General features: G+C 72.5%; 13 protein-coding genes. 9 read left to right on the top strand and 4 right to left on the bottom strand.

The window, feature by feature from the left end; translation table 11 throughout:
* Positions 1-110 precede the first annotated feature (110 nt).
* From ACGF0J_RS18330 to ACGF0J_RS18320, 3 genes are all read left to right on the top strand, one after another.
* Positions 111-917, top strand: a complete 807-nt coding sequence (locus ACGF0J_RS18330; protein WP_393147138.1) for an SAM-dependent methyltransferase — start codon at positions 111-113, stop codon at positions 915-917.
* A gap of 78 nt (positions 918-995) precedes the next feature.
* A complete protein-coding gene (locus ACGF0J_RS18325) occupies positions 996-1244 on the top strand; it encodes a hypothetical protein (protein ID WP_393147136.1) in 249 nt (82 codons plus the stop codon).
* A 43-nt stretch (positions 1245-1287) separates the two neighbouring features.
* Complete coding sequence (locus ACGF0J_RS18320; RefSeq protein WP_393147135.1) at positions 1288-4113, top strand: DUF6493 family protein; 2826 nt, start codon at positions 1288-1290, stop codon at positions 4111-4113.
* A 139-nt stretch (positions 4114-4252) separates the two neighbouring features.
* On the opposite strand, the gene ACGF0J_RS18315 is transcribed toward ACGF0J_RS18320, so the two are convergent.
* Positions 4253-5038: an MBL fold metallo-hydrolase gene (locus ACGF0J_RS18315; protein WP_393147133.1), complete on the bottom strand. Its 786-nt coding sequence runs from the start codon at positions 5036-5038 to the stop codon at positions 4253-4255.
* Positions 5039-5085: 47 nt separating this feature from the next.
* On the opposite strand from ACGF0J_RS18315, the gene ACGF0J_RS18310 reads away from it, so the two are divergent.
* The gene (locus tag ACGF0J_RS18310; RefSeq protein WP_393147131.1) at positions 5086-5487 is read left to right on the top strand and encodes a MerR family transcriptional regulator; all 402 of its coding nucleotides are present in this window, start codon (positions 5086-5088) and stop codon (positions 5485-5487) included.
* Between the two features lie 3 nt (positions 5488-5490).
* Here the strand turns inward: ACGF0J_RS18310 and ACGF0J_RS18305 are convergent, their stop codons facing one another.
* Together ACGF0J_RS18305 and ACGF0J_RS18300 are read right to left on the bottom strand one after the other, a co-directional pair.
* A complete protein-coding gene (locus ACGF0J_RS18305; protein ID WP_393147129.1) occupies positions 5491-6672 on the bottom strand; it encodes a hypothetical protein in 1182 nt (393 codons plus the stop codon).
* Positions 6673-6790: 118 nt separating this feature from the next.
* Positions 6791-8410 carry a dolichyl-phosphate-mannose--protein mannosyltransferase gene (locus tag ACGF0J_RS18300; protein WP_393147127.1) on the bottom strand — a complete coding sequence of 540 codons (1620 nt, stop codon included), beginning with the start codon at positions 8408-8410 and terminating at the stop codon, positions 6791-6793.
* 56 nt (positions 8411-8466) lie between these two features.
* On the opposite strand from ACGF0J_RS18300, the gene rsmI reads away from it, so the two are divergent.
* Positions 8467-9336: a 16S rRNA (cytidine(1402)-2'-O)-methyltransferase gene (gene rsmI, locus ACGF0J_RS18295; RefSeq protein WP_393147125.1), complete on the top strand. Its 870-nt coding sequence runs from the start codon at positions 8467-8469 to the stop codon at positions 9334-9336.
* A gap of 10 nt (positions 9337-9346) precedes the next feature.
* Complete coding sequence (locus tag ACGF0J_RS18290) at positions 9347-10921, top strand: dolichyl-phosphate-mannose--protein mannosyltransferase (protein WP_393147123.1); 1575 nt, start codon at positions 9347-9349, stop codon at positions 10919-10921.
* Here the strand turns inward: ACGF0J_RS18290 and ACGF0J_RS18285 are convergent.
* The gene (locus ACGF0J_RS18285; RefSeq protein WP_393147121.1) at positions 10815-12395 is read right to left on the bottom strand and encodes a hypothetical protein; all 1581 of its coding nucleotides are present in this window, start codon (positions 12393-12395) and stop codon (positions 10815-10817) included. The two genes, ACGF0J_RS18290 and ACGF0J_RS18285, sit on opposite strands and share 107 nt — an antisense overlap.
* 99 nt (positions 12396-12494) lie before the next feature.
* Here ACGF0J_RS18285 and ACGF0J_RS18280 point away from each other — a divergent pair, with 99 nt between their 5' ends.
* Genes ACGF0J_RS18280 through ACGF0J_RS18270 form a run of 3 tightly spaced genes read left to right on the top strand, consistent with a single transcriptional unit; the run spans position 12495 to position 16399 of the window.
* Positions 12495-13718: a glycosyltransferase family 2 protein gene (locus ACGF0J_RS18280; RefSeq protein ID WP_393147119.1), complete on the top strand. Its 1224-nt coding sequence runs from the start codon at positions 12495-12497 to the stop codon at positions 13716-13718.
* Between the two features lie 46 nt (positions 13719-13764).
* A complete protein-coding gene (gene metG, locus ACGF0J_RS18275; protein ID WP_393147117.1) occupies positions 13765-15546 on the top strand; it encodes a methionine--tRNA ligase in 1782 nt (593 codons plus the stop codon).
* Positions 15539-16399 carry a TatD family hydrolase gene (locus tag ACGF0J_RS18270; protein WP_393147115.1) on the top strand — a complete coding sequence of 287 codons (861 nt, stop codon included), beginning with the start codon at positions 15539-15541 and terminating at the stop codon, positions 16397-16399. Before metG ends, ACGF0J_RS18270 begins: the two co-directional genes overlap by 8 nt.
* Positions 16400-16403 lie beyond the last annotated feature (4 nt).

Here is a 16403-nt window from a genome sequence, read left to right as displayed (position 1 = left end):
AGGCTCACCAGAGTGGCAGGAGGGAGCTGGGTGAGCGACCTGGATCGCCCGTTACCGGGCAACGGCACCTCGCGTACCGAGTGTCCCGCATTCACCCCGAACGGAGCCTCATGGAAGACGTGAACGCCCACTCCGCCTGGGACCGGGTCGACACCACCAAACCACACTCCGCCCGCGTGTGGGACTACCTGCTCGGCGGCAAGAACAACTACGCCGTGGACAAGGAGGCCGGCGACACGATCCTGCGGGTGTTCCCGGCCTTCGCCCAGGTGGCCCGGCTGCAGCGGCAGTTCCTCAGCCGCGCGGTGCGCTTCCTGGCCGGCGAGGTGGGCATCCGGCAGTTCCTGGACATCGGCACCGGCCTGCCCACCGCCAACAACACCCACGAGGTCGCCCAGTCCATCGCCCCCGACTCGCGCATCGTCTACGTCGACAACGACCCGCTGGTGCTCGTGCACGCGCGGGCGCTGCTCACCAGCACCCCCGAAGGCGCCACCGACTACATCGACGCCGACGTGCGCGACCCCGAACGCATCCTGCAGGGCGCGGCCGCCACCCTCGACCTCACCCGGCCGGTGGCCCTGACCATGCTGAGCATCGCCGGGCAGGTCCCCGACGCCGAGGACCCGAAGGGCATCGTCCAGCGGCTGCTCGCCGGCCTGCCGGCCGGCAGCCACCTGGCGCTCAGCGACGGCACCGACACCAACCCCGCGCTCGTCGCGGCCGTGGACAACTACAACGCCCGCGCCGCCTACCCCTACCATCTGCGCAGCCCGGAGGCGATCGGCTCCTTCTTCGACGGGCTGGACCTGGTGGAGCCGGGAGTCGTCCCCACCCCCAGGTGGCGTCCCGAGCCCGGCGGCTGGGACCCGTCCGAGCAGGTGAGCGCCGTCTGCGGAGTGGCCGTGAAGCGCTGACCGGCGGCTCGCCCGGCCGGGCGTCGAGGAGAGGGTCGTTTTGCGTGTCCTTGGCGGCCGTCCTGCCACTGTGGACCTGTGGAGACCTCGGGGGAGGAACGCTGGTTCCAGGCCTTCCGGATGCAGGCGGCCCACATGGCCTTCCCGGACTGGAGCCCCCGTCCGGACGAGTGGGTGAGCCTCTACACCTCCCTGGTCGGCCAGGAGGCCGCCGTCACCACCGAGATCGCCGTGTACCGGGGCAACCAGCGCATCCGCCACCGCCACTACAGCGGCCAGGAGGCCAGGGACTTCTGGCTGGAGCTCATGCATCGCGTGTCCGAATGAGCCGCCGCGGATTTGTCGGAGGTCCTCTCTAAGGTCGGCGCTCATGAGTGATCAGCGGAATGGCACGGCCTGGGACGCGGTGCGCGCGGCGATCGACGCCGAGGACGCGGCCGAGGTGGCGGCCCTGGTCGCCGGGTTCGGCGAGAACGAACGCCGGGAGGTGGCCCGCGCCCTGCCCGGCCACATCGCCGAGGCGCGCCGGCGCGGCGAGGCCAGGGACGCCGAGCGGCGCGAGGCGATGCAGCGCGCCTGGGACGCCCGGGTGGCCGACTACCGGCGCAGGACCGGCGGCAGGCACTCGACCACCGACTACTACTGGGACCTGTGGGTCCACCACGAGACCTACGTGGGCAGCCGGTGGATCGAGCCCATGCGCGTGGCGGGGGCGGGCACGCTCGGCGGCGCCGCGGCGGTGGTGTCCTGGCTGCACCGGCGCGACTTCCAGCGCTGGACCGAACCGGCCGACCTGGACGACGTGTCGCTGATCCTCCAGGTGGTCGCCGCCCGGCCCGCCGCGTGGCAGGCCGACTTCGCCGTCCGCCTGGCACTGCGGCTCCGCGCCCCGCGTCGCGGCGCCGACGGCGCCGGCCGCTCGCTACGGCTGGCGCTGGAGGCGCTGCGCAGGACCGGGACCGAGCCGCCCGCGCACGATCCGCTGACGGTCGCCTGGGTGACCACCTGGGACGCGCCTCCGCCCGAAGACCGGCCCGAAGACCGGCCCGCAGACGGGGCCGCAGACGGGGCCGCAGACGGGGCCGCGGACCAGCCCGGGGACCAGGGTTTTCTGCCGGACACGGACCCGACCGCGGACCCGCTGTTCGAGGCGATGTTGCCGCGCCTGTTCGACGCCGAAGGGGTGGGCAGGCTGCTGCGCGACGACCGCCGGCGGCCCGCCTGGCTGGCCGGCCTCGCCCGAGACGGGCACGTGGCCCGCCGGACCCTGCTCGACGGCTGCGTCAGCCGCTTCCTGCGCGGCGGGACGGCCGCCGATCTGCGGTTCTTCGTCCGCCTCCACGACGAGCTCGACCCGACACCGGAGGAGGCGGCGGCCCGGCGCCGCGACTACCTGCGGCTGCTGCCCGCCGCCCCGCCCAACGTCGCCGAGCTCGCGCTCAGGCGGCTACGCGGGCTCGGCCCCCTCGACCCGGACGAGGCCGCCGAGGCCGTGGAGGGGCTGGTGTTCCGCGCCGAGGGCAAGCTGGTGCGCGCCGGGCTGGTCTGGCTCGACCGGCTGGCCCGCGACCACCGGGGCGACCTCGACGGCTACGCCGCCGCGCTGGGCGCGGCGCTGGTCGGCGAGTCGGGCGAGGTCCGCGCCCGCGCGGCCCGGCTGGCCGTCAAGCACGCCGCGCGGTTCACCCCCGTGGGCGCCGAGCAGATCCGTGAGGCGCTGCCGCTGATGCCCCCCGGCGAGGGGGTCGCCCTGGCCGAGATCTTCGGCGGGGAGGCGGCGCCCGCCGAGCCGGAGCCCGAGGGCCCGCCCTGGACACCGGTGCCCTTGCCGTCCGCGCCCGAGCCCGCCCGCATGACGCCGCCGGTCCTCGGCCCCGCCGGGCTGGCGACCAACAGGCTGTCCGACCACCGGTGGCTGGTCGCCGAACGCTGGCTGGACGCGTTCGTCCGGCTCGCGGCGACGGACCGGGCCGCGCTCACCGAGGCCCTCGCCCCCGTCGCCGCGCTCTTCGAGGCGGAGCGCTACCTGTGGAGCCCGTGGTGGCACCAGAAGGAATGGGCGGCGGCGATGGCCAAGGAACTGGCCGAGCCGGGCGCCGAGGCGAAGGCCGTCGCCGCGCACCCGCAGACCCCGCCGACGGCTCAGGAGCGGGTGCCCGACAACGCCGCGCTGGGGCGGCTCATGCCGCTGCGCCGCTTCGCGGAGGTCTACCAGGCGCTCGTGGACGGGACGCTGCCGCCCTACCTGCTGGCCACGCCCACCCACGTCAACGGCCGCCTGGACGCGGCCGAGCTGGTGGACCGGCTGGAGGGCTACGAGCGGGCAGGCGTCGAGGCGCTGCCCGTGGACCTGGAGCAGGCCCTGCTCCGGCTGCCGCGCGCGGTGCCCGCCGGCGTCGTCGAGCGCGCCGCGGCGCTGACCGGCACGGCGGGCCGGGCCGTCGCCCGGTGGATGACCGGCCCACCGGCCGGCCCGCGTGTCACGCTACGCCTGGAGGAGCGGGGCCCCGGCGTCGTCGCCGTCCCGGAGGTCGTCGCAGGACCGACCGGGTCGCCGGTGCTCGACGAGGCGCTCGCCCACCACCGCGGCGACGAGACGGCCGACGCGCTCCTCCCGGTCATCCCCTCCCACCGCGAGCTCGTCGCCGCGCACACCCTCCACCCGGTGCTCGGCAACACCGGCTACCACGGGCCCGGCGCCGCCTTCCTGGCCGATCTGGCCGCCGCCGAGGGGCCCGCCGGTCCCGGCATGGCGCTGGTGGTCGCCCACTGTCTGTGCGAGGAGCCGGCGGAGACGCTCCGTCCGTTGCTGTGGCTGGCCGCCTCGGGCGGGCTGCCCGGAGCGGAGGTGGGGGCGCGGCTCGCCCTGTTGTTCCGCCACGACGAGGCGCGCGACCCCCGGGAGTACCGGAGGTACTCCCTCGCGAAGGTGCTGGAGGTGCTGGAGGAGGCCGCCCGGCGCGGCGCCCACCGTGAGGTGTGGCAGATCATGTCCGGCCTGCTCGCCGGCTACCTGCCGCGCCCGGGGGAGAAGGCCACTGTCGTGCACACCCGGCTGACGACGTTCGCCGCCGAGGTGGCCGCCTGGGCGGACGCGCGCGGCGAGCTGCCCGTGATCGCCGAGCTGGCCGCCCGGCGCCGCGAGAGCGGCCTGGTCCGCCAGGCTCGCCGCCTGCACGCCCGCCTCACCGGCTGAACCCCGATCACCGGCCGGTCCCGATCACCGGCCGGTCCCGATCCCCGGCCGAGCCCGCTCTCCGGGTGACCCGGTCACCGCGTTCTGCGCCACGCGGTGACCGGGTCAGCCGGAGATACGTCTCCGGACGCCACCCGGTTCAGTATCGACCCAGCTCCCACGGGTCGTGCGCGGAGAAGACCGACACCCCGTGCGTGTGGGCCAGCGTCCGCAGCCTGGCCTGGTTGGCGATCCGCAGGTCCGCGTCCACCTGCGAGTCCACCTGCACGATGTCCATGAGCGGGTGCGAGACCGGGTCGAGGTCCAGCTCGCGGTGGTAGAAGTACGCGTCGCCGGCGTGCAGCAGCCAGCGGTCGCCCTCCTTGACCGCCACTCCGGCGTGCCCGGCGGTGTGCCCGCCGAGCGGCACCAGGAGCAGGTCCGGCAGGCCGCGCAGCGGCCGTACGCCCTCCATGCCGAACCAGGTCTCGCCCGGGCCCTCGCCGTAGGTGACCCAGTTCGGGCCGTGCGCCCAGTGGCCCGGCCGGTAGCGGCGGCTCGGCGCCTCGGTCAGGGCCGCCTCCAGCTCGGCCGCCATGACGTGCACCTGCGCGCCGGGGAAGTCGGGCAGGCCGCCGCTGTGGTCGACGTCCAGATGCGTGAGCACGATGTGGCGGACGTCCGCCGGGTCGTGGCCGAGCGCGGCGAGCTGCCGCACGGCCGTCTCGGCCGGCCGCAGCGCCGGGTCCACCAGGTCCACCCACGCGGGCTCCAGCAGGTCGGCCGGCCGGGTCACGTCGTCCAGGCCGAGGCCGGTCTCCACCAGCACCAGTCCGGAGGAGGGCGTCTCGATGAGGAGGGCATGGCAGACCGCGCGGGCGGAGGGCAGGCCGGTGGTGGAGTCGATCTCGCGCATCGACCCGACGTTGAGGTGATGAATCTTCATGCGCCTAGACTGCGACTTGAAGCGCGGTTCAAGTCAAGGAGACGTTCATGGACGAGACGCCGCTCGACATCGGCGAGGTGGCGCGCAGGTCCGGCCTGGCGCCCTCGGCGCTGCGGTTCTACGAGCGCAAGGGCCTCATCGCGCCGGTCGCGCGCAACGGGCTGCGCCGCGCCTACCTACCCGAGACGCTCGACCGGCTGGCGCTGATCACGTGCGCGCGCGACGCGGGGTTCACGCTGGCCGAGATCGGCCGGTTCCTGGCCGCCGGGCCGGGCGACACCGGGCTGCGCGCCCGGATGGCGGCCAAGGAACGGGAGGTGAGCGAGCTGGTGTCGCGGCTGACCCGGCTGCGCGACAGCCTGCGGCACACGCTGGTGTGCGAGCACGACCCGCTGGTCGAGTGCCCCGAGTTCAAGCGGGCCGTACGCCGGGTGACCGTGCCGGAGTGACGCTCAGGCGGAGTTGACGTACTGCCGGGGTCGCAGGGCGTGGGCCCGCAGCGCGGTCAGCGCCGCCAGGTGACCGGCCGTCGACATCCGGACGGCCAGCTCGTCGCCGAACGCGAGCCCCAGCGCGGTGAGCTGGCCCACCAGGTGGGCCACCGGCTTGGCGACGTCGTCGAGGCCGGTCGCCGGGTGCCAGCCCTCGCCGCCGACCACCTCGGCCACGCGCCGGCGCAGCTCCATGGGCGACATGAGGGTGCCGTCGGCGAGCAGCAGCAGCGCCGCCTCGCGGGCCGACACCTCGAACTCGTGCTCCCCGGGGGCCAGCAACAGGCCGGTCACCGCCTCCCACATCGCCGCCGGCGACAGCAGCAGCCGCCTGCCCTCGGAGGTGATCGTCAGCCGGGCGCCGTCGCGGCGCAGCGCGCCCAGCTCCCGCTCGGCCAGCTCGCGCAGCCGCAGCGCCTCCGGCGAGGGCGCTAAGCGCAGCGGCAGGCTCTCGGAGGCCGCCAGCGACAGCAGCCGGTGCAGGGCGGGCACCGGCTGGGCCGGCACCGGCGCGTGCAGCCGCACCTCGTACGGCTGCGCCAGCTCCCGCCGGGCCGGGCCGCGGCCCAGCACCCAGCGGTTGAGCCGCTCCCCGTGGACGCGGTGCAGCCAGTTGTCGCCGCCCAGCTCGGCCCGCGGCTCGGTGAGCCAGCGGCGGGTCAGCGCGACCCGGTCGGCGTCGGCCCCGGCCAGGATGGCCAGTTCGAGCGCCGCCGAGCAGGCCACGTGCGCGCCCAGCTCCTCGGGCCCCATGATCGTGCTCCACTGCAGTTCGGGCACGTCGGGCGGCAGCACGCCGGTGGCCTCCAGGGCCGCCTGGTAGGCGAGGGTGCCCGCGTCCTCGCCCTCGGTCGCGTACGTGCGCAGGATCCGCAGCGTCGTCGCCGAGACGCACAGCTCGGCGTAGCGCTCCAGCCCGCCGAGCTCCAGCAGGCGGCCGAGCGAACGGGCCAGCGCCTCGTGGTCGCCGCCGACCTTCAGCGGCAGGGTGTACCAGAGGAACTCGCAGACGTCGAGCTGGGTGACCGTCTCCAGCGGATCGCCGCCGGTCAGCCACTCGACAGCGGTCCTGGCCTCCTCGGCGAGCTCCGGCTCCGAGCGTTCCAGTTCGGCGAGGAGCGCGGCGACGTCCGGTGCACTCATGCCTCGAAGTCTGCCGTATCGGGCCCGGGCCTGACGATGCCCGAAACCGGTGCGTAGTGGGTCTTGCACAGTGATTGCCCTAGGAAAGCCTGTGTTCAGCGGGAAGGGGGAGTCAGGATCAGATCCACTGTTTGTCGAACAGCATCCTGGCCTTCCACTCGGTGTAAGGAAGCAGCTCACCGGACAGGACCGGGTGCAGCCACCAGAAGTTGATCAGGGCCAGCAGCGCGAACGCTCCGACGACCGCCGCTCCGAGCGTACGCCGCATGCCCGCCGCACTTCCGCCCGGCCCGATGAGCAGCCCCGCGCACAGCGTGAGGGCCAGCACCATGAACGGCACCATGGGAATCGCGTAGAACAGGAACATCGTCCGGTTGGAGGCGATGGCGAAGTAGAACCACGGCAGCCACGCCATCGCGTACGCCAGCAGCACCGCCCCGGCCCGCCAGTCGCGCGTGGCGACGTACCAGGCGATCAGGCCGACCAGCGCGAGCAGCGCCCCGAACCAGATCACCGGCGTGCCGACCCCGAGTACCGCCTCCGAGCAGTCCCTGACGCCGCACACGTCCTGCCTGCCCTGGTAGTGGAACGCCACGGGACGCAGCAGCAGCGGCCACTGCCACGGCTCGGACATGTAGGGGTGGGAGGTCTCCAGCCCGCTGTGGAAGGTGAACACCTGCCACTGGTACTTCACCCACGACCGCACCGAGTCGAGGACGAAGTAGAACGGCCCCGCCGAGGTGGCCTGGGCCCAGTTGCGGCCGTAGCCGTTCGCGGAGGCGAACCAGCCGGTCCAGGTCGCCATGTAGGTGACGAACGGCGCGGCCGCGAACGCCAGCAGACCGTTCGGCAGATCCTTGGAGAACAGGCCCGCGTAGGGGTGGCGCACGCCGACCGCCCGCCGCGCGCCGAGGTCCCACAGCAGCGACATGACGGCGAACGCCACCGCGAACGCCAGGCCCGACCACTTGACCGCCATCGCCGCGCCGAGGCAGACGCCCGCGGCGACGCGCCACGGCCGCAGCCCGAGAGCGGGACCCTGGGGCGAGACGGGGGAGCTCTCGTACCACTCGACGAGCCGCGACCGGGCCTGGTCGCGGTCGACCACGAGGCAGGCGAACGCGGCGAGCACCCAGAACATGAGGAAGATGTCGAGCAGCGCCGTGCGCGACAGCACGAAGTGCAGGCCGTCGAGGGCGAGCAGCAGTCCGGCCAGGCAGCCGAGCAGTGTCGAGCGGGTCATCCGGCGGGCGAGCCGGGCCAGGATGAGGATCGACAGGGTGCCCGTGACGGCGGCGGCGAAGCGCCAGCCGAAGGGGGTCATGCCGAACAGCCACTCGCCCGCGCCGATCATCCACTTGCCCAGCGGCGGGTGGACCACGTAGGAGGCGCACTTGTCGAGCGTCTGACCGGTGCACTTCTCCCAGATGTCGGTGTTGCCGGCCAGCAGCGCCTTGTCGGCGTCCTTGATCGTGACCCGCTCCACCAGCCACGTGATCAGTGAGTAGGCGTCCTTGGCGTAGTAGGTCTCGTCGAAGACGACCGCCTTCGGATGTCCGAGGTTGACGAACCGCAGCACCCCGCCGAAGACCATCACGAGCAGCGGCCCGAGCCAGCCCCACAGCTCGCCGCCGCGCATGGGCGGGACCAGCCGGTCGCGCACCGAGCGGGCACGCGGGCTGCTCTCGTCGGCCTTCGGATCCTCGAAGGCCCGGTACGCGAAGTCGGTCACCGCCATTCGGCCATCGTACGGGCCGCAAGCCGAACGTTACGCGGAAACACTGCCCAACCGGGATGCCCTGCCACAATGGTCGGGTGAGAGCAGACGGCAGGTTGGTGCTGGCAGGAGCCCCCATAGGCCAGGCGGGTGACGTGTCGCCGCGGCTGCGCGAGGCGCTGCGCAGCGCCGACGTGGTGGCGGCCGAGGACACCAGGCGGCTGCGCCGGCTGGCCACCGAGCTGGGGGTCGAGATCGGCGGCCGGATCGTCAGCTACTACGACGCCAACGAGGCCGGCCGGGCCCGCGAGCTGGTCGAGACCCTCAAGGAGGGCCGCACGGTCGTCGTCATCACCGACGCGGGGATGCCGGGCGTGTCCGACCCCGGCTACCGCCTGACCCGGCTCGCCGTGGAGGAGGGCGTCACGGTCACGGCGCTGCCCGGTCCGAGCGCCGTCACCACCGCGCTGGCCGTCTCCGGCCTGCCCAGCGACCGCTTCTGCTTCGAGGGTTTCCCGCCGCGCAAGTCCGGCGAGCGGGCCCGCCGCCTGACGGCGCTGGCGGGTGAGGAGCGCACGATGGTGTTCTTCGAGGCGCCCCACCGGCTGGCCGACTCGCTGGCGGCGATGGCCGAGGCGTTCGGCGCGGACCGCCGGGCCGCCGTCTGCCGCGAGCTGACCAAGACCTACGAGGAGGTGCGCCGCGGCGGGCTCGGCGAGCTGGCCGCGTGGGCGGCGGCCGGGGTCAAGGGCGAGGTCACCGTCGTGGTCGCCGGGCACGTCCCGGCCGACGTCCCGCTCGACATGGACGGGTTGGTGGCCGAGGTGGAGCGGCGGGTGGCGGCCGGCGAGCTGCGCAAGACGGCCGTCGCCGACGTCGCCAAGGCCGCGGGGATGCCGCGGCGGGAGCTCTACGAGGCGGTTCACAGAGGATCTTCCACCCCGTAGGGTGCGCTTCGTGAAGAACTGGGGGGTTTCACCGTACCGGCTGGTCCCGCCGTTTCCTGAAGGCAATCTGTGGGGTTGGCTGGGGCCGCTGCTGGTGACGGCCTTCGGCGGCATCCTTCGCTTCGTCCGGCTGGGGGAGCCGCACGCGGTTGTCTTCGACGAGACCTACTACGCCAAGGACGCCTACGCCCTGCTGCTGTTCGGCGTCGAACGCCACACGCTGGGGGACGCCAAGAACCCCATCGCCGACAAGCGTCTCATCACCGAGAACACCGACATCTGGAAGCAGTGCGCGGAGCCGGCCGACTGCGCCGCGTTCGTCTCGCACCCGCCGCTGGGCAAGTGGATGATCGGCGCGGGCGAGTGGCTGTTCGGCATGACCCCCTTCGGCTGGCGCTTCGCCGCCGCCGTCACCGGCACCCTGTCCATCCTCATCCTGGCCCGGCTCGCCCGCCGGATGACCCGCTCGACACTGCTCGGCTGCCTGGCCGGACTGCTGCTCGCCCTCGACGGCCTGCACCTGGTGCTGTCGCGCACGGCGCTGCTCGACATCTTCCTCATGTTCTGGGTGCTCGCCGGATTCGCCTGCCTCGTGGTCGACCGCGACCAGGCCCGGTCGCGGCTGGCCCGCCGCTGGACGCCCCGCTCGGATCACGGTCCCCGGCTCGGGGCGCGGCCGTGGCGGCTGGCCGCCGGGCTCTGCCTCGGGGCGGCGTGCGCGGTGAAGTGGTCGGGGATCTTCTTCCTGATCGCCTTCGCGGTGCTCAGCCTCGTGTGGGACCTCGGCGCGCGGCGGGCCGCCGGCGCCCGCGAGCCGTACCGCGGGGCGCTCGCCCTGGACCTGCCGCAGGGGGCGGCCGCGCTGGGGCTCGCCCCCGCCCTGGTGTTCGTCGGGTCGTGGACGAGCTGGTTCGTCAACGACGACGGCTGGGGCCGCAACTGGGAGCAGGCCACCTCGCACGGGCCGCTGTTCTTCCTGGCGGACTCGGCGCGGTCGTGGCTGAAGTACCAGCTCGACGTGCTCGGCTACCACACCGACCTGACCCTCTACCACCCGTACATGTCCGACCCGTGGTCGTGGCCGGTGCTGTTCCGGCCGGTCACGTTCCACTACGAGAGCGAGACGGTCGTCTGCGGGGCGGCGAAGTGCTCCGAGACGGTGATCGGCGCCGGGACCCCCGCCCTGTGGTTCGCCGCCGCCCTGGCCCTGATCGGACTGGTCGCCTGGTACGCCGCCACGCGCGACTGGCGGGCCGGCGCCGTGCTGCTCGGCTACGCCGCCGGCTGGCTGCCGTGGTTCTACTACGCGGTGGCCGACCAGCGGACCATGTACCTCTTCTACATGATCCCCGTGGTGCCGTTCATGGTGCTGGCGGTCGTCCTCGTCGCCGGGCTGGCACTGGGCCGGGCCGACGCGCCGCCGGGCCGCCGGGCGACCGGAGCCGCTGCGGTGGGAGCGCTCGCCCTCGTCGCGCTGGTCAACTTCTGGTGGTTGTACCCGGTGCTGACGGCCGAGCCGCTCGCGCACGCCGACTGGTGGGCCCGGATGCTGCTGCGCTCGTGGGTCGAAAGCGCGCCCAAGTGACGCGGCGCAGCGTGATGGCCGCCGCCATGCAGGCCAGCGGCACGGCCGGCAGGACGTAGCGGTAGTCGAACTCGGCAGTCGCCGCCGGCGCCAGCAGCAGCCCGAACGCCGCCAGCCACGGCAGCGCCACCGGACCGCCCAGCCTCCGCCAGCGCACCGCCACGCCGTACAGGCCGACCAGCAGGATGCCACCGAGCAGCGGGCCCTGCAGGTAGACGACCTTCTGGTAGTTGTGCATGATCTCCGCCCAGGGTGCGACGATCCGCGTCTCGGGCGGGCCCTGCTCGTAGGAGAAGGCGTCGGTGTCGGTGCGCCCCTGGAAGGACGGCCAGTTGGGCAGCCGCTTCGGCCGGCCGTAGGAGTCAAGGTCGTAGTAGGGCCTGAACTGGTACATGTTGTAGGTCGCCTCGTCGGGGAACCTCGGCCGGCCCCACTTGAAGGCGCGCAGGAAGTCGCGCGCCACGACCTGCAGATAGTCGCCGGGCTGCGACAGGATCGCCCGCGACGCGAAGGCGCTCGCCGCCTCGTTGGTGATCTCGGTGAACTTCTTGCCCGTGCCCCAGCGGTGCAGCACCTCACCGGTGCCCGTGCCGCCGCCGCCCTGACCCCACAGGTACCACTGCGCGTACTCCTTGCGCTGGTCGACGGGATCGGTGACGCACAGCAGCAGCAGCTCGAGCTCCTTGTACTTGTCGATGTTCATCTTGGTGCAGTCGGCGAAGATCGCCGTCCGCATGTAGAGGATCAGCCCGTCGCTGTTGGTCATCGCGAACTTGCCGACGCTCGCCTTGAACCAGCTCATGTACGACACCGTCGGCACCGCGCAGGCGACGACCACGGCCACGACCGCCTTCCACCCCGTGCGCTTGACCACGAGGTAGACCACCACGAGCACGAGGATCGGCAGGCCGATCGACCGGGTCAGCGTCGTCAGCGACAGCAGCAGGCCGACCACCGCGCCGACCCGCCACGACATGCGCCGGTGCCACAGCACGAGCGTGACCACGCCCACGACCAGCAGCGTGAACATCGAGTCGGACATGATGAGCTGTTCGAGCTGGATCTGGTAGGCGTCGAACAGCACCGGGGCCGCCGCCAGCGTCGCCCCCCACTTCGGCAGCCCGAACTTGCGCCGCAGCAGCGCGTACATCAACGCCGCCGTGGCCAGCCCCATCAGGTGCTGGGTGAACACCACCAGCGTGAAGCTGTGGAACGGCTTGAGCGCCAGCAGCCAGAACCCGTAGCCGTCCGGCCGGATCGGGTGCGGCCGCGGGTGCAGCGCGACGGAGACGTACTCGTAGGAGTCGTTGAACCACATCGCCGGGCCGTAGCCGAGCATGGTGACGAGCCGCAGCACCGCGCCCAGCGCGAAAGCCACGGCGAACACCCGATGACGGCGCAGGAAGCCGAGCACGCGCGCCATGGGGCCGGGAGCGGAGTGGTCCCCACGGGCGATCTCCGCGACGCTCACCATGCTGTAAAGAATGCCAGCCGTTTGTAGGACTTGACCCGACCGACTCCGGGCACAGGGCATGATGGTGTGCTGGAAGAGTCGCGACTGAAGGGTTGAGACGTGGAACTGACGGTGGTCATGCCCTGCCTCAACGAGGCCGAAACCGTGGAAGTCTGTGTGCGCAAGGCTCTGGCGTGCATGGAGGAGCACGGCATCGAGGGCGAGGTCCTGATCGCCGACAACGGCAGCACGGACGGCTCGCAACAGCTCGCGCGCGACGCCGGCGCCCGCGTGGTGCACGTCGACGCGAAGGGCTACGGCAACGCCCTCATGGGCGGCATCCGGGCGGCCCGCGGCAAGTACGTCATCATGGGCGACGCCGACGACTCCTACGACTTCACCGCGCTCCTGCCGTTCGTGGAGCAGCTTCGCGACGGCGCCGACCTGGTGATGGGCAACCGCTTCAGGGGCGGCATCGCCCCGGGCGCCATGCCGCCGCTGCACCGCTACCTCGGCAACCCCGTGCTGTCGTTCGTCGGCCGGCTCTTCTTCCCCTCCGCGATCGGCGACTTCCACTGCGGCCTGCGCGGCTTCCGGCGCGACTCGATCCTGCGGCTCCAGCTCCAGACCGGCGGCATGGAGTTCGCCTCCGAGATGGTCGTCCGCTCCACGCTGTCGGGGCTCGACGTGCGCGAGGTGCCCACCACCCTGTCGCCCGACGGCCGCTCCCGCCCGCCGCACCTGCGCTCCTGGCGCGACGGCTGGCGTCACCTGCGCTTCCTGCTCCTCTACAGCCCCAAGTGGCTGTTCTTCTATCCCGGCCTGGTGATGGCGGCGCTGGGCCTGGTCGCCGGCACCGCGCTGACCTTCGGTCCGGTGGAGATCGGTGAGCTCGCCTTCGACGTCGACACCCTCGTCGGCGCCTCCGCGGCGGTGGTGATCGGCTTCCAGGCGGTGCTGTTCGCGGTCTTCACCAAGGTCTACGCGGCCGAGGAGGGGTTCCTGCCGGAGTCACCGCGCATCCGCAAGCTGATCGACATCGTGTCGCTGGAGAAGGGCCTCGTGGTCGGCGGCCTGCTGGCGCTGGCCGGTCTGGTCGGCCTGGTCATGTCGCTGGTGCACTGGCAGGTGCGCAGCTTCGGCGAGCTCGACCCGCGCGAGTCGCTGCGTCTCGTGGTGCCGTCCGCGACGGCGCTCATCATGAGCTTCCAGACCATCTTCGCCTCGCTGTTCGTCAGCATCCTGGGCATCCGCCGCACCCGCGAGACCCCCGCCGACATCGCCGCCAAGGCCGCCGAGGAGGCCGCCGAGGCCGTCTCGCGCGAAGAGTCGCGGACGCTCTGATCCAATTCGTTCGAGGCGGGCGGCCGAGCGCCGTAGGCTTGGGGCTATGTCCCAGCACATCTTGACCGCCGTGGCGTGGCCGTACGCCAACGGCCCCCGCCACATCGGGCACGTCTCAGGTTTCGGCGTGCCGTCCGACGTCTTCAGCCGCTACCAGCGGATGGCGGGCAACAAGGTGCTGATGGTCTCCGGCACCGACGAGCACGGCACGCCCATCCAGGTGCAGGCCGACAAGGAAGGCGTCACCGCCAAGGAGGTGGCCGACCGCTACAACCGGGTCATCGCCGAAGACCTGACCGGGCTGGGCCTGTCCTACGACCTGTTCACGCGCACGTCCACGCGCAACCATTACGCGGTCGCCCAGGAGATCTTCAAGGGCCTGTACGACAACGGCTACATCTTCCCCAGGACCACGATGGGGGCGATCTCGCCGTCCACCGGCCGCACCCTGCCCGACCGCTACATCGAGGGCACCTGCCCCATCTGCGGCTACGACGGAGCCCGCGGCGACCAGTGCGACAACTGCGGCAACCAGCTCGACCCGATCCAGCTGATCAACCCCAAGAGCCGCATCAACGGCGAGACGCCGGTCTTCACCGAGACCGAGCACTTCATGCTCGACCTGCCCGCCTTCGCCGAGGTACTCGGCACCTACCTGCAGGGCAAGCAGGGCGAGTGGCGGCCCAACGTGCTCAAGTTCGCCCTCAACCTGCTCGGTGACCTGCAGCCCCGGGCGATCAGCCGCGACCTCGACTGGGGCGTGCCGATCCCGCTCGACGGCTGGCGCGACCAGCCCAACAAGCGGCTGTACGTGTGGTTCGACGCGGTCGTCGGCTACCTGTCGGCCTCCATCGAGTGGGCCAGGCGCTCCGGCGACCCCGACGCCTGGCGGCAGTGGTGGCAGAATCCCGACGCCCGCGGCTACTACTTCATGGGCAAGGACAACATCGTCTTCCACGCCGAGATCTGGCCGGCGATGCTGTTCGGCTACAACGGCCAGGGCGCCCGTGACGGCCGGCCGGGCTCGCTCGGGGCGCTCAACGTGCCGTCCGAGGTGGTCTCCAGCGAGTTCCTGACCATGGAGGGGCGCAAGTTCTCCTCTTCCCGCCAGGTCGTCATCTACGTGCGCGACTTCCTGGCCCGCTACGACGCCGACGCGCTGCGCTACTACATCGCCGTGGCCGGCCCCGAGAACCAGGACACCGACTTCACCTGGCAGGAGTTCGTCAACCGCAACAACGGCGAGCTGGTCGCCGCGTGGGGCAACCTGGTCAACCGGTCCATCTCGATGGCGGCCAAGAACTTCGGCGCGATCCCGGAGGCCGGCGACCTGACCGACGCCGACCGGGCGCTGCTCGAACGCTCGCGCAACGCCTTCGGCCCGGTGGGCGCCGAGCTGAACCGCTCCCGCTTCAAGAACGCCATCACCGAGGCGTTCGACGTGGTCCGCGACGCCAACCGCTATCTCGCCGAGCAGGAGCCGTGGAAGCTCAAGGACGACCCCGAGCGCCAGAAGTCGATCCTGCACGTGGCGCTCCAGGTGGTCGACGACTGCAAGACGATGCTCACGCCGTTCCTGCCCGGCTCGTCCAACAAGGTCTACGCCATGCTCGGCGGCGAGGACGTCTGGTCCGGCATGCCGGAGATGCGCGAGGTCGACGAGGACGGCGGCGAGTCCTACCCGGTGATCACCGGCGACTACGACGGGGCCGCGCGCTGGGAGCACCGGCCGATCAAGCCGGGCACCCAGCTCGCGCCACCGGTGCCGCTGTTCAAGAAACTCGACCCCAAGGTCGTCGACGAGGAGCTGGCCCGGCTGGGTGAGTGACGTGTCCCTTCCCGCTGCTCCCGAGCCGCTCGCGGCTCCGGTGTTCGACAGCCACTGCCACCTCGACATCATGGTGGGCGACCGGCCGGCGTCATCGGGTGACCCGGTGGCGCTGGCCGCCCAGGCGGCGTCCGCGTCCGTGCGCGGCATCCTCGACGACGCCCGCGCCGTGGGCGTCGCCGGGCTCGTCACCATCGGCTACGACCTGCCGTCGTCGCGGTGGGGAGCCGAGGTGGCGGCCGCGCACGACCACGTCCACGCCGGCGTCGCCGTCCACCCCAACGAGGCGCACGCCGCCACGCCCGAGACGCTGGCCGAGATCGAGGCGCTGGCCCGGCGGCAGGAGGTGCGGGCCGTCGGCGAGACGGGCCTCGACTACTTCCGCGACTGGGCGAGCAGGGACGACCAGCACGCCGCCTTCCGGGCGCACATCGAGATCGCCGAGCGCGCCGGGAAGGCGCTGGTCATCCACGACCGCGACGCCCACGACGACGTACTGAAGGTGCTGGCCGAGCAGGGGGCGCCGCCGGTGGTGGTGTTCCACAGCTTCTCGGGCGACGCCGACCTGGCGAAGAAATGCGCCGACGCCGGCTACTACATGTCGTTCTCCGGGCCCGTCACGTACAAGAACGCCGGCTACCTGCGCGAGGCGGCGCGGGTCGCGCCCGTGGAGCTCCTGCTGGTCGAGACCGACGCCCCCTACCTGCCGCCGGTGCCGCACCGCGGCAAGCCCAACGCCCCCTACCTCATCCCGCTCACGCTGCGCTGCCTCGCGGAGGTCAAGGGCGTCCGGCCGGAGGCGCTGTGCGAGGCGATCAGCGTCAACGGGGAGGCCGTCTTCGGCGAGTGGTGACCCG

Source organism: Nonomuraea sp. NPDC047897 (assembly GCF_043204415.1).
In the GTDB taxonomy this organism is placed as follows: domain Bacteria; phylum Actinomycetota; class Actinomycetes; order Streptosporangiales; family Streptosporangiaceae; genus Nonomuraea.
Note: the sequence above shows the minus strand (reverse complement) of the source record. Positions and strands in the feature narration are given on the sequence as shown.

Excerpts from the sequence above, each read along its gene's own strand:
- metG (WP_393147117.1), top strand. The coding sequence starts at position 13,765 with ATGTCCCAGCACATCTTGACCGCCGTGGCGTGGCCGTACGCCAACGGC.
- ACGF0J_RS18310 (WP_393147131.1), top strand. The coding sequence starts at position 5,086 with ATGGACGAGACGCCGCTCGACATCGGCGAGGTGGCGCGCAGGTCCGGC.
- ACGF0J_RS18320 (WP_393147135.1), top strand. The coding sequence starts at position 1,288 with ATGAGTGATCAGCGGAATGGCACGGCCTGGGACGCGGTGCGCGCGGCG.
- ACGF0J_RS18285 (WP_393147121.1), bottom strand. The coding sequence starts at position 12,395 with ATGGTGAGCGTCGCGGAGATCGCCCGTGGGGACCACTCCGCTCCCGGC.
- ACGF0J_RS18315 (WP_393147133.1), bottom strand. The coding sequence starts at position 5,038 with ATGAAGATTCATCACCTCAACGTCGGGTCGATGCGCGAGATCGACTCC.
- ACGF0J_RS18330 (WP_393147138.1), top strand. The coding sequence starts at position 111 with ATGGAAGACGTGAACGCCCACTCCGCCTGGGACCGGGTCGACACCACC.
- ACGF0J_RS18300 (WP_393147127.1), bottom strand. The coding sequence starts at position 8,410 with ATGGCGGTGACCGACTTCGCGTACCGGGCCTTCGAGGATCCGAAGGCC.
- rsmI (WP_393147125.1), top strand. The coding sequence starts at position 8,467 with ATGCCCTGCCACAATGGTCGGGTGAGAGCAGACGGCAGGTTGGTGCTG.
- ACGF0J_RS18305 (WP_393147129.1), bottom strand. The coding sequence starts at position 6,672 with ATGAGTGCACCGGACGTCGCCGCGCTCCTCGCCGAACTGGAACGCTCG.